A 13,098-nucleotide genomic window follows, 5' to 3' on the forward strand; every position below is an offset into this window, starting at 1 on the left:
CCACCTTTATAGCTAATCGGCTAAACGCGCCAGTAACGAATGACCCGATGAGGATACCGCGCTTACGCGAGCCTCACGCCCCTGCGCCTGGTAATCAATATGGATTTCGACGTCCGGGTCGGGGAGAACGCCTTTACCTTGTTGCGGCCACTCCACCAGACAAATGGCGTCGTTGGCGAAATAATCGCGAATGCCCATAAACTCCAGCTCCTCCGGGTCCGCAAGACGGTATAAGTCGAAGTGATATACCATCATGTTATCAATCGCATAAGGCTCTACCAGCGTATAGGTGGGGCTTTTTACATTACCGTTATGGCCTAACGCCTGTAAAAATCCCCGGCTAAACGTCGTTTTACCGGCACCTAAATCGCCATACAGATAAATAACGGTCGCGCCATCGCAGGCGTTGGCTACCCGTTGCCCCAGGTCTAGCGTCGCCTGTTCGTCAGGTAGCGGAATTACTCGATTCATCATGGTTTACGTCAATCACATCAGGGTTAACAATACGCCGCAGCGTAGTAAAAAGATCGGTCGCCAACATGCCGCGAGCGCCATAACGCGCTGCCAGTAAGTCCGCCGCCGCGCCGTGAGCCACACATCCCACACATGCCGCATCATACGGGGTAAACTTCTGTCCGAGCAATGCGCCGATGATGCCGGACAGGACATCGCCCATCCCGCCGCTCGCCATCCCCGCATTACCAGCGTCAATGATAGCCAGAGGGTGGTGTTCAGCGGCGATAATCGTTCCTGCGCCTTTTAACACGACCACGCCTCCGTACCGTTTTACCAGACGCTGCGCTGAAAGTAAGCGATCACTTTCAATTTCTGCCACAGAACATCCTAACAGGCGGGCAGCCTCTCCCGGATGCGGCGTAATCACGCGATTGTGACGTTTATCAGGATTGATTGCCAGTAGGTTCAACGCATCCGCATCCCACAGCATAGGCTTACGGACGTTTTCTACTTTCTGTAAGGCTTTTTTGCCCCATTCCTGCTGCCCAAGCCCCGGGCCGATCACCACAACGTCAGCCCAGGTCAGGCTCTCTTCCAGCGACTGAGGCGTGAGTTCATGTACCATCAGTTCCGGGCGGGCCGTCAGCAACGGCGCAATGTTTTCACCGCGGGTCAGTACTCTGACCAACCCAGCCCCCGTACGCAGCGCCGCCTCGCCAGCCATCCGAATTGCGCCCGCTGTTCCCTGGTCGCCGCCGATGATCGCCAGACGACCATGATCGCCCTTATGCGAGGTCGGTCGACGCGGCGTTAACCATTGCCCCAACTGCGTCGCGTCAAAACGCCGGAGCGGCGGCGTCTGGCTTGCCAGCCAGCCTTCCAGTCCCAACGCGTCATAATGCAGTATGCCGGTAACGTCACGCGCTTTGCCGGTCAGCAGGCCTGGTTTCAGGGCGATAAACGTGACCGTATGCGCGGCGCTTATCACCGCGCCAGGCGTGGCGCCCGTTTGCGCCAGCAGGCCTGACGGGATATCGACGGCGACAACCGGCGCAGGATGGGCGTTCGCCTGTTCAATCAGACGGGCTACCGGGGCGCGCGGCGCCTGGGCTATGCCGGTGCCAAGCAGCGCGTCGATAATCAGATCCGTCGCTTCCGGCCAGATAATATCGGCAGCATGGATAATGCCGCCAGCATTCAGCCAGGCATCGCGCGCCTGCGCCGCTTCTTCAGGCAACGGTTTGTCGCTCTCCTGCGCCAGCAACGTTACGCTAATGCCCGCCGCTTGCGCTAGTCGCGCCACAACGTAACCATCGCCGCCGTTGTTGCCATGACCACACAACACCAGCCAGTGTCGGGCGTCAGGGTAACTGTCACGGGCTACCCGAAATGCCGCGTCGCCAGCGCGCAGCATCAATTCATAGAGTGTGAGTCCGAAGGCATCCGCCGCATCGCGTTCCAGCCGTTTGATGTCATCGGCGGGCCAAATGGAGTGTGGTATACTTACAGGGTTTTTCTTCATGTTATGGTCCATCATGTCAAAGCCCCTCGATCTCAATCAGTTAGCACAAAATATTAAGCAGTGGGGGCTGGAGCTGGGCTTTCAGCAGGTCGGTATTACTGATACCGATCTGCGCGCATCCGAACCTGCGCTGCAGGCGTGGCTGGACAAACAATACCACGGCGAGATGGCATGGATGGCGCGCCACGGTATGATGCGCGCCCGGCCTCATGAACTCTTACCCGGTACGCTACGTGTCATCAGCGTGCGCATGAACTATCTGCCCGCCAACGCCGCGTTTGCCAGTACGTTGAAGGATCCCACGCTGGGCTACGTTAGCCGATATGCGCTGGGGCGTGATTATCACAAGCTGTTACGCAGTCGTCTTAAAAAACTGGGCGAGCAGATCCAGCAGTACTGCGGTTCGCTGAATTTTAGACCGTTTGTCGACTCTGCGCCTATTCTTGAACGCCCATTAGCGGAAAAAGCCGGACTTGGCTGGACGGGTAAGCACTCACTTATCCTTAATCGGGAGGCCGGCTCATTCTTTTTCCTGGGGGAATTGCTGATTGATTTACCGCTGCCGGTCGACCAGCCGGTCGAGGAAGGTTGCGGCAAATGCGTCGCCTGTATGACCATTTGCCCGACCGGGGCGATTGTCGAACCGTATACGGTGGACGCGCGGCGCTGTATTTCTTATCTCACCATTGAGCTGGAAGGCGCTATTCCGGAAGCATTTCGCCCACTGATAGGTAACCGTATTTACGGCTGCGATGACTGCCAGCTTATCTGTCCGTGGAATCGTTACTCTCAGTTGACCGACGAAGCAGATTTTAGCCCACGCAAGGCGCTGCATAACCCAGATTTGGTTGAGTTGTTTAGCTGGAGCGAAGCGCAGTTTCTGAAAGTCACTGAAGGTTCTGCGATTCGGCGCATTGGTCATTTACGCTGGCTGCGCAATGTTGCCGTCGCGCTGGGGAATGCGCCGTGGAGTAATGCCGTCATTACGGCGCTGGAAAGCCGCAAGGGTGAGCATCCACTTCTTGATGAGCATATCGAATGGGCGATTGCGCAACAAATTGAAAAGCGCAACGCCTGCATCATTGAAGTGCAGCTACCGAAAAAACAGCGCCTGGTCAGGGTGATTGAAAAAGGGCTGGTGCGCGATGCCTGAATTATTCACAGGCTGTGTATAAAAATAAAAACACATTGCGATTCAAGAGGGAAAAAAGGAATAGTCAATAACGCTAACGTTTTGAAATCTTATTTTTTCTATATTTTTCAGTAAATTATAAAAATTCTACGCGTCAGGTATAATTTTTTGCATTCCAGGAGTAATGGGCCGCCCTGTGGATAAGTCTGTTTACAAGGATCTGACGAAAGCGGAACAAAACGTGCCCCAACGCGATATTCGTTGTGGATAATTTTACTGTAGATAAGAATTGGAGCGGGAAACGAGACTCGAACTCGCGACCCCGACCTTGGCAAGGTCGTGCTCTACCAACTGAGCTATTCCCGCATAATCTTCGTCTTTCGAACCGCTACTGTGTTGGCTGCCTTCACTCGCCTGAGTCACTTACTTCAGTAAGCTCCTGAGGACTCATTCAGTTGCCGCCTTGTCGCAATTCGAAATCCTGCGATTGGTGGTCTGTGCTTAACAAGCACTTTCAAATTTTGGAGCGGGAAACGAGACTCGAACTCGCGACCCCGACCTTGGCAAGGTCGTGCTCTACCAACTGAGCTATTCCCGCATAATCTTCGTCTTTCGAACCGCTACTGCGTTGGCTGCCTTCACTCGCCTCAGTCACTTACTTCAGTAAGCTCCTGAGGACTCATTCAGTTGCCGCCTTGTCGCAATTCGAAATCCTGCGATTGGTGGTCTGTACTTAACAAGTACTTTCAAATTTTGGAGCGGGAAACGAGACTCGAACTCGCGACCCCGACCTTGGCAAGGTCGTGCTCTACCAACTGAGCTATTCCCGCAAATTTGTTGCTGTCGTAATTCGCATTTCTGCGTCGTTACGGGAGGCGCATTATACGAGAAATCCATTTAGCTGCAAGCCCCTGAACGCATTTTTTCGCGATTTTTGTTTGAATGCTGATTAAATCACCAAACAAGACAAAAAACGAGCAAAGCGTGCGCTATGCAACAAAAAACTTTTCACGCCACGCCTAAAGGCACAGAATCAGAATAGCACCCTGCGCCAAAAAAAGAATAGCACGGTGACCACAACATCCAATTGATATCAGGGATCAAGATGAAAAAAAAACTTATTGTCATGCTGTTAGCCAGCCTCTCCGTTCACGCCGCTTCCGTTTCCGCCAGAACATTACATTTTGGCACCTCCGCCACCTATGCGCCCTATGAGTTTGTCGATGCCGATAATAAAATTGTTGGTTTCGATATTGATGTCGCCAACGCGGTCTGCAAAGAGATGCAAGCGGAGTGCTCATTCACTAACCAGAGCTTTGATAGTCTGATCCCCAGCCTACGCTTCAAAAAGTTTGATGCGGTGATCGCCGGTATGGATATGACGCCCAAACGTGAGCAGCAGGTCTCCTTTAGCCAACCCTATTACGAAGGTTTATCGGCGGTAGTCGTCACGCGTAAAGGGGCTTATCACACTTTTGCCGATCTGAAAGGCAAAAAAGTCGGTCTGGAAAACGGTACAACGCATCAGCGCTATTTGCAGGATAAACAACAAGCCATCACGCCTGTCGCCTATGACAGCTATCTAAACGCCTTTACCGATCTGAAAAACAACCGTCTTGAGGGCGTGTTTGGCGATGTCGCCGCGATTGGTAAGTGGCTAAAAAACAATCCGGATTACGCCATCATGGATGAACGCGCCAGCGATCCTGACTACTACGGAAAAGGGTTAGGCATTGCGGTACGCAAAGGCAACGACGCGCTATTGCAAGAAATTAATGCCGCGCTCGACAAGGTGAAAGCATCGCCGGAATATGCACAAATGCAGGAGAAATGGTTTACGCAGTAATTCAGTGGCGGGAGAGCTGCCGGATGAGACGCTCTGGCGTTGCCATCCGGCATGTTACGCCTCACAGCTTAATGAAATGCTCGCGGTAGTAAGCCAGCTCCGCCACCGACTCGCGAATATCATCCATCGCCTGGTGCGTGCCCTGCTTGGTAAAGCCGGTTAGAATCTCCGGCTTCCAGCGGCGCGCCAGTTCCTTGAGCGTACTGACATCCAGATAGCGATAGTGGAAGTAGGCCTCCAGTTCCGGCATATATTTAAACAGAAAACGACGATCCTGACCGATGCTGTTACCGCAAATCGGCGACTTACCCGCAGGCACCCACGTTTTCAGAAATTCAATCGTCGCCAGTTCAGCGTCTCGTTCGCCCATCGTACTTGCCTTAACGCGATCTACCAGGCCGCTACCGGTATGGGTGCGCACGTTCCAGTCATCCATTAACGCCAGTTGCGCATCGGATTGATGTACCGCAATCGTCGGCCCTTCCGCCAGAATATTCAGGCTGGCATCCGTCACTAGCGTGGCTATCTCAATAATGCGATCGCGCTCGGGGTCCAGACCTGTCATCTCCAGATCGATCCAAATCAGGTTGTTTTCATCGGCACTCATGCTATTTTCCACCCTTCAGAGGTCACATTCACTGTGACTATATTCATCTACAATTGCGTGTATCATAGATGTTTTGCCCACTATGGGCGACCAGGAGCCAGTACGATTGAGCAAAAATAAACTCTCCAAAGGCCAGCAGCGCCGTGTGAACGCCAATCACCAGCGTCGTTTAAAAACGTCCGCGGAGAAAGCCGACTACGATGACAACCTGTTTGGCGAGCCTGCAGAAGGTATCGTCATTAGCCGTTTTGGTATGCATGCCGATGTGGAGTCTGCTGACGGCGAGGTTCACCGTTGCAATATCCGCCGCACTATCCGTTCGCTGGTGACGGGCGATCGCGTCGTCTGGCGTCCGGGCAAAGCCGCCGCAGAGGGCGTCAACGTAAAAGGCATCGTTGAAGCGGTGCATGAGCGCACCTCGGTATTGACGCGCCCGGACTTCTACGACGGCGTGAAGCCTATTGCCGCCAACATTGACCAAATCGTTATTGTCTCCGCGATTTTGCCGGAGCTGTCGCTGAATATCATCGATCGCTATCTGGTCGGCTGTGAAACCCTACAAGTTGAGCCGCTTATCGTACTCAATAAAATTGATCTGCTGGACGACGAAGGTATGGACTTCGTTAATGAGCAGATGAATATCTACCGCAATATCGGCTATCGCGTGCTGATGGTCTCCAGCCATACGCAGGATGGTCTGAAACCGCTGGAAGAAGCGTTAACCGGTCGCATCAGTATTTTTGCCGGGCAGTCCGGCGTCGGAAAATCCAGTCTGCTAAACGCTCTGCTCGGCTTACAGAACGAGATTCTGACGAACGATGTGTCGAATGTCTCCGGTCTGGGTCAACATACCACTACCGCTGCTCGTCTGTATCATTTCCCGCATGGCGGCGATGTCATTGATTCCCCCGGCGTGCGCGAGTTCGGCTTATGGCATCTGGAGCCGGAACAAATCACCCAGGGCTTTGTCGAATTTCATGACTATTTGGGACATTGTAAATACCGGGACTGCAAGCATGACGCCGATCCAGGCTGCGCCATTCGCGAGGCGGTAGAGAACGGCGCTATTGCGGAAACCCGTTTCGAAAATTATCACCGAATTCTTGAAAGTATGGCGCAGGTAAAAACGCGTAAAAACTTTTCTGATACGGACGACTGACAGATACGCTAGGCGTCGTTAGAATCGTCCCCTTTTTTCAGGATACCGGTATAACTGCCGGTTCAGGAACAACAATGGCCTGGAGGCTACCTTGTTAAACTCATTTAAACTTTCGCTACAATACATTCTGCCGAAACTATGGCTCACTCGCCTGGCGGGCTGGGGCGCAAGCAAACGAGCAGGATGGCTGACAAAACTGGTTATCGATCTCTTCGTAAAGTATTACAAAGTCGATATGACCGAGGCGCAAAAACCGGATACCGCCAGCTATCGTACGTTCAATGATTTCTTTGTTCGTCCGCTGCGTGATGACGTGCGTCCGCTCAATACCGATCCTAACATCCTGGTTATGCCTGCCGACGGCGTGATAAGCCAGTTGGGTCGTATCGAAGAAGATAAAATTTTGCAGGCCAAAGGCCATAATTACAGCCTTGAAGCGTTGCTGGCGGGTAACTACCTGATGGCGGATAAGTTCCGCAACGGCACGTTTGTGACCACTTACCTCTCCCCTCGCGACTACCATCGCGTGCATATGCCATGCAACGGCATCCTGCGCGAAATGATCTACGTACCGGGCGATCTGTTCTCCGTTAACCATCTGACCGCGCAAAACGTCCCCAACCTGTTTGCCCGCAACGAGCGCGTTATCTGTCTGTTTGATACCGAGTTCGGCCCTATGGCGCAGATTCTGGTCGGCGCAACTATTGTCGGCAGTATCGAAACCGTCTGGGCGGGGACCATTACCCCGCCGCGCGAAGGCATCATCAAGCGCTGGACCTGGCCAGAAGGCGAACATGAAGGGTCTGTCGCCTTGTTGAAAGGCCAGGAGATGGGGCGCTTTAAACTGGGTTCCACGGTTATCAACTTATTTGCGCCGGGGAAAGTGAATCTGATCGCGTCGCTGGCAAGCCTGTCCGTTACCAAAATTGGCCAACCGCTGGCGACGTCGACCGAAACATTCGTCGCGCCGGAGGTGGAACCTGCTCCGCTGCCGGCAGAAGAAATTAAAGCTGAACACGACGCCAGCCCGCTGGTTGACAATAAAAAAGACGACACCTAATCAAGAGAGAATGCTGACGTGCGCCTGATTATCGCTTTTCTGATGGCCTGGTGCCTCAGCACGGGGGCCTTCGCCGCAACGGCCCCCGACGCCAAACAAATCACGCAGGAACTGGAGCAGGCAAAAGCGGCGAAGCCCGCTCAGCCGGAAGCCGTTGAGGCGCTCCAGACTGCGTTAAACGCGCTTGAAGAGCGAAAAGGCTCGCTTGAGCGCGCGAAACAATATCAACACGTTATTGATAATTTCCCTAAGCTATCCGCCACCTTGCGCGCCCAGTTGAATAATCTGCGCGATGAACCTCGCAGCGTACCGCCAGAGATGTCCACCGAAGCGTTAAATCAGGAGATCTTGCAGGTTAGCAGCCAGCTACTGGATAAAACCCGCGAGGCGCAACAGGAGCAGGAGCGCGTCAGGGAGATCGCCGACTCGCTCAGCCAGCTTCCCCAACAGCAAAACGACGCCCGCCGCCAGCTTAATGAGATTGAGCGACGGCTCGGCGCCGCAGGCGGAAGTGCCGCGCTTAGCCAGGCGCAAAGTCTCAGTATGCAGGCGGAGTCCGCCAAACTAAAAGCGTTAGTCGACGAACTGGAGTTGGCGCAACTGTCCGCCAACAACCGTCAGGAACTGGCTCGTCTGCGTTCCGAGCTGGCGGAAAAACAGAGTCAGCAATTGGATGCGTATCTTCAGGCGCTGCGCAATCAGCTCAACAGCCTGCGCCAACGTGAAGCGGAACGCGCGCTGGAAAGCACTGAGCTGCTGGCGGAAAACAGCGCCGGTTTGCCGGAAGGCATCGTAGAACAATTTAAAGTCAACCGCGAGCTGTCACAGGCGCTTAATCAACAAGCGCAGCGGATGGATCTGGTCGCCTCGCAGCAGCGACAGGCCACCAGCCAAACGTTACAGGTGCGCCAGGCGCTCAATACGCTGCGGGAGCAGTCGCAATGGCTTGGCGTGTCCAACATGCTTGGCGAAGCGCTGCGCGCGCAGGTCGCCCGTCTGCCAGAGATGCCTAAGCCGCAGCAGCTTGATACGGAAATGGCGCAGCTACGCGTCCACCGTATGCGCTATGAAGAGTTACTCAATAAGCAGCCGCAGCTACGGCAAATACGTCAGGCCAATGGACAGCCGCTGACCGCCGAGCAAAACCAGATTCTTGACGCCCAGCTTCGCACTCAGCGCGAGCTGCTCAACTCGTTGTTACAGGGCGGCGATACGCTGATCCTGGAGCTGACCAAACTGAAAGTCTCCAACAGCCAACTGGAGGATGCGCTTAAAGAGGTTAATGAAGCGACCCACCGTTATCTGTTCTGGACCGCTGACGTTAGCCCGCTATCGCTCTCCTGGCCTGTTGATTTGGTTCAGGATTTACGCCGGCTTATCTCATTAGATACGTTTAATCAGTTAGGTAAAGCCAGCATCATGATGCTGACCAGCAAAGAGACGCTACTGCCGTTATTCGGCGCGCTGGCGCTGGTCGGGTTTAGCCTCTATTCACGTCAACACTTCAACCGGTTCCTTGAGCGCTCGGCCTCGCGCGTCGGGAAAGTCACTCAAGATCACTTCTCGCTGACGCTGCGAACGGTGTTCTGGTCGATTCTGGTCGCCTCGCCGCTGCCGGTCTTGTGGGCGACGCTCGGCTATGGTCTACAGGAAGCCTGGCCGTATCCGCTGGCCGTCGCCATCGGTGATGGCGTGACGGCGACAGTACCGCTGTTGTGGGTAGTCATGATTTGCGCCGCTTTTGCCCGTCCTAATGGTCTGTTTGTGGCGCATTTCGGCTGGCCGCGAAACCGGGTAGCGAAAGCGATGCGCTACTACCTGATGAGCATTGGGCTGATCGTGCCGCTCATCATGGCAGTGATCATGTTTGATAATCTTAACGATCGGGAGTTTTCCGGCTCGTTGGGCCGCCTTTGCTTCATCCTGATATGCGGCGCGCTGGCGCTGGTCACGCTGAGTCTGAAAAAAGCGGGCATCCCGCTCTATCTTGATAAAGAAGGCAACGGCGACAACATGGTCAACAGCCTGCTGTGGAATATGCTGATGGGCGCGCCGCTTATCGCGATTCTGGCGGCGGCGGTGGGTTATCTGGCCACGGCGCAGGCGCTACTGGCGAGACTGGAAACCTCGGTCGCCATCTGGTTCCTGTTGCTGGTCATCTATCACGTCATTCGCCGCTGGATGCTGATCCAACGACGCCGACTGGCTTTTGACCGCGCCAAACATCGTCGGGCGGAAATGCTGGCGCAGCGCGCGCGCGGCGAAGAAGAACCGGCGCACTCCTCCAGCCTGGAAGGCGCGGTCGACATCGATGAAAGTGAAATCGATCTTGACGCTATTAGCGCTCAGTCGCTGCGTCTGGTCCGCTCAATTCTGATGCTTATCGCCCTGCTATCGGTAATTGTACTGTGGTCGGAAATCCACTCGGCATTCGGCTTCCTGGAGAATATTTCGCTGTGGGATGTCACCTCTACGGTGCAAGGCGTGGAAAGTCTGGAGCCGATTACCCTCGGGGCGGTGCTCATTGCGATTCTGGTCTTTATCATCACCACGCAGTTGGTGCGTAATCTGCCTGCGCTGCTGGAACTGGCGTTATTACAGCATCTCGATTTAACGCCTGGTACCGGTTACGCCATCACGACCATCACCAAATATCTGTTAATGCTGATTGGCGGACTGGTCGGTTTCTCGATGATCGGCATTGAGTGGTCGAAGCTACAATGGCTGGTGGCCGCGCTCGGCGTTGGGCTTGGTTTTGGCCTGCAAGAAATTTTCGCTAACTTTATCTCCGGCCTGATTATTTTGTTTGAAAAGCCGATTCGTATCGGCGATACGGTGACCATTCGCGATCTCACCGGCAGCGTGACCAAAATCAATACCCGCGCCACCACCATCAGTGACTGGGATCGTAAAGAGATTATCGTGCCGAATAAAGCCTTTATCACCGAACAGTTTATCAACTGGTCGCTGTCTGACTCCGTTACGCGCGTGGTGTTAACCATCCCGGCGCCAGCGGATGCCAATAGCGAAGAGGTGACGCAAATTCTGCTGACGGCGGCGCAGCGCTGTTCTTTGGTGCTGGACAACCCGCCGCCTGAAATCTTTCTGGTGGATCTCCAGCAGGGTATTCAGATTTTCGAACTGCGTATCTATGCCGCGGAAATGGGACACCGTATGCCATTACGCCATGAGATCCACCAATTGATTCTGGCGGGCTTCCGCGAGCACGGTATTGATATGCCGTTCCCGCCGTTCCAGATGCGTCTGGAGAGTCTCGGAGGTAAACAAACGGGGAGAACGTTAACGTCAGCGGGTAAAACCAGCCGCCCGGCGGGCAGTTTGTAAACGCAATGGTGCCGGATGACGCTAAAAGACTCGATGACATAGGCTTATCAGGTCTTTTAGCATAGATCACACACAAAACTGATAGCGCAGGAAGAATTGCCAGGACCAGTAAGCAAATATCACCAACGCGACACAGTACAAAAACCAACTACGTATTTTCTTATACACAGTAACGTAAAAAAATGGGAAAAACAGGGGCAGCGTCATCATCGCGCCAAAACCTCTGGAATCATCATTTTCGACAGTTCTCATCACATCACAAATGTTGTTTATCCCACTCTCGCCAATCATCCACTCTTTATCCAGGACTGAAAATACAGCGATGAGTGGGATAGCCAGTAAAATCCAGATAGCGCACAATGCAAACATTTTCGGACTCATTATAAATATCCTTTTCATAAAGCCGATGAGCTAACGCTATCCGGACAAAGATTACTCCGCCGCCCACTCCGGATCAGCGCTCATGCGGCTACTGTAATTCTGATAAATCGCCATCGCCAGCAACGAGAAGAAGATCGGGCCGCCGATCATCCACAAGGCGCTGTCCCAGTCCCCAGCTTCAATCACTGGCTGGATGATGGTAAAGACGTTGGCAAACGTCACCACCAGCACCACAACACCCGTCGCGACCAGGGTAGAGGCTTTGGTTTTAAAGAGAACAAATGGCCGCTCCAGATCCTGACGCGCTTTAAAGAAGGGAAATGCCAGCGCAAGGAACAGGTATGGCAAGGTCATTGAGACGTTCGCCATCAGCGTGAGTTTGTTATAAAACGCCGATGCGGTGTCACCGCCAAAAGAAACCAGCAAAATAAACAGACTCACCAGCACGCACTGTAGCCACATAGCGGTCGCCGGCATACCGTTAGCGTTCAGTGTTGTCATCGGCGCGGGCCACAACGCTTTTGGCGTCCCCTGAATAATGGCTTTCAGCGGTGAATAGCTCAACGTAAAAAACGCGCCGGTATAAGCCAGAAACATAGAAAGGCCGGTGATACGCGCAAACCAGACGCCCACCGTCATCGCAGCTTCCGGAGAAAGGTTTAACGCGTTACCTAATGTCGTGCCTAAACTCGACATCAGAATGTAGGTGATATTCCCTAAGTTAACGGCGCTATTACTTAATATCTGTTGCCAGTTAGTGCTGACGCCCCATAAAAAGATCGCCAAAGAATAACCAATTGAAATCACAATGGCCGCGAAAACAATACCTTTCGCAAAATTCTTTTCCGGTTTCTCGGTTTTATCCACCAGTCCGCCGACAGCCTCAATACCGCCGTAAGCAAAAATAGCAAATACCACAAATGACAACATTGCCAGGCCGGAGTGATAACCCGGATTCGGTGACGAGGTAAAATTAATCTCTTGTGCAAAATGCCCACCATTTAATAACAAAATAGCGACACTCACTAACAATAAAACTAAATTAAGACACATTACGGCAATACCTCCGACCGCCGTAATTCGCGCAATTTTATTGATCCCTCTGGCGGCGACACACGTCACCAGGATCATCCAGCCAACGGCGAGCAGCCCGACAACCTGCGTAGGCTCAAGCCCTGCAATACGCCAGTGCTGCGTCATATCGGCGCCAAAAACAAAAGTAGAAAACGGTACCCAAATTTTTGCCGCCGTACTTACCATCCATATGACATACGATGAAAACCACATAAACGTGCCAATAAACGCGTAACGTGGCCCCACGCTATTATTCATCCACGAATAGATCCCGCCCTCTTCTTTGCGATAAGCGGAACCCATTTCAGCCATCATTAAGGCGAATGGAATAAAAAACAGCAAGGCAGAAAATATATACCACGGGATTGCGCTATACCCCATTAAATAAAACGCCGACGGGCTATTCGCAAAACCAAAAACAGAAGTAAAAATCATCAGGATAAGCCCAATAAGGCTCATCTTTTTTATCGTGTGGGTCATTCAACCATCCCTTACTCTCGAGCGCGTTTGCCAGAC

The 13,098-nt window shown here is 53.3% G+C and carries 10 protein-coding genes and 3 tRNA genes; 5 read left to right on the forward strand and 8 right to left on the reverse strand.

Annotation, left to right across the window (positions count from 1 at the left end; genetic code table 11):
* Positions 1–12: 12 nt before the first annotated feature.
* Positions 13–474 (reverse strand): tRNA (adenosine(37)-N6)-threonylcarbamoyltransferase complex ATPase subunit type 1 TsaE, encoded by a 462-nt coding sequence (tsaE, locus tag J4728_RS10495; RefSeq protein ID WP_000981983.1) that lies wholly within the window; start codon positions 472–474, stop codon positions 13–15.
* Complete coding sequence (gene nnr / locus J4728_RS10500; protein WP_208211725.1) at positions 446–1,993, reverse strand: bifunctional ADP-dependent NAD(P)H-hydrate dehydratase/NAD(P)H-hydrate epimerase; 1,548 nt, start codon at positions 1,991–1,993, stop codon at positions 446–448. The genes tsaE and nnr overlap by 29 nt, the downstream gene beginning before the upstream one ends.
* On the opposite strand from nnr, the gene queG reads away from it, so the two are divergent.
* Positions 1,992–3,131, forward strand: a complete 1,140-nt coding sequence (queG, locus tag J4728_RS10505) for a tRNA epoxyqueuosine(34) reductase QueG (protein WP_001615111.1) — start codon at positions 1,992–1,994, stop codon at positions 3,129–3,131. The genes nnr and queG overlap by 2 nt on opposite strands.
* A gap of 269 nt (positions 3,132–3,400) precedes the next feature.
* Here the strand turns inward: queG and J4728_RS10510 are convergent.
* The 3 genes from J4728_RS10510 to J4728_RS10520 form a co-directional block, all read right to left on the reverse strand.
* Positions 3,401–3,476 (reverse strand) — tRNA-Gly (locus tag J4728_RS10510).
* Positions 3,477–3,632: 156 nt separating this feature from the next.
* A tRNA-Gly gene (locus J4728_RS10515) sits at positions 3,633–3,708 on the reverse strand.
* 156 nt (positions 3,709–3,864) lie between these two features.
* Positions 3,865–3,940 (reverse strand) — tRNA-Gly (locus J4728_RS10520).
* A gap of 275 nt (positions 3,941–4,215) precedes the next feature.
* Between J4728_RS10520 and J4728_RS10525 the strand changes: the two genes are divergently transcribed.
* Positions 4,216–4,956 (forward strand): arginine ABC transporter substrate-binding protein, encoded by a 741-nt coding sequence (locus J4728_RS10525; protein ID WP_000727897.1) that lies wholly within the window; start codon positions 4,216–4,218, stop codon positions 4,954–4,956.
* A gap of 61 nt (positions 4,957–5,017) precedes the next feature.
* Here J4728_RS10525 and orn read toward each other — a convergent pair whose 3' ends face one another.
* Positions 5,018–5,563 carry an oligoribonuclease gene (gene orn, locus J4728_RS10530; protein ID WP_023207253.1) on the reverse strand — a complete coding sequence of 182 codons (546 nt, stop codon included), beginning with the start codon at positions 5,561–5,563 and terminating at the stop codon, positions 5,018–5,020.
* A gap of 106 nt (positions 5,564–5,669) precedes the next feature.
* On the opposite strand from orn, the gene rsgA reads away from it, so the two are divergent.
* The 3 genes from rsgA (at position 5,670) to mscM (ending at position 11,127) form a co-directional block, all read left to right on the forward strand.
* Positions 5,670–6,722, forward strand: a complete 1,053-nt coding sequence (gene rsgA, locus J4728_RS10535) for a small ribosomal subunit biogenesis GTPase RsgA (protein WP_000041948.1) — start codon at positions 5,670–5,672, stop codon at positions 6,720–6,722.
* Positions 6,723–6,813: 91 nt separating this feature from the next.
* Entirely contained in the window at positions 6,814–7,782 is a 969-nt protein-coding gene (asd, locus tag J4728_RS10540) for an archaetidylserine decarboxylase (protein ID WP_000934949.1), read from the forward strand.
* Positions 7,783–7,800: 18 nt separating this feature from the next.
* Positions 7,801–11,127, forward strand: coding sequence for a miniconductance mechanosensitive channel MscM (gene mscM / locus J4728_RS10545; RefSeq protein WP_001236755.1), 3,327 nt, complete (start codon positions 7,801–7,803; stop codon positions 11,125–11,127).
* A 66-nt stretch (positions 11,128–11,193) separates the two neighbouring features.
* On the opposite strand, the gene J4728_RS10550 is transcribed toward mscM, so the two are convergent.
* Both J4728_RS10550 and yjeM read right to left on the reverse strand, forming a co-directional pair.
* On the reverse strand, positions 11,194–11,508 hold the full coding sequence (locus J4728_RS10550; protein WP_000074655.1) for a YjeO family protein: 315 nt from the start codon (positions 11,506–11,508) through the stop codon (positions 11,194–11,196).
* Positions 11,509–11,559: 51 nt separating this feature from the next.
* The gene (gene yjeM, locus J4728_RS10555) at positions 11,560–13,062 is read right to left on the reverse strand and encodes a glutamate/gamma-aminobutyrate family transporter YjeM (protein ID WP_000149876.1); all 1,503 of its coding nucleotides are present in this window, start codon (positions 13,060–13,062) and stop codon (positions 11,560–11,562) included.
* Positions 13,063–13,098 lie beyond the last annotated feature (36 nt).

The sequence above is a fragment of the Salmonella sp. 32070601201500089SM genome, from assembly GCF_017573605.1.
GTDB lineage: Bacteria > Pseudomonadota > Gammaproteobacteria > Enterobacterales > Enterobacteriaceae > Salmonella > Salmonella enterica.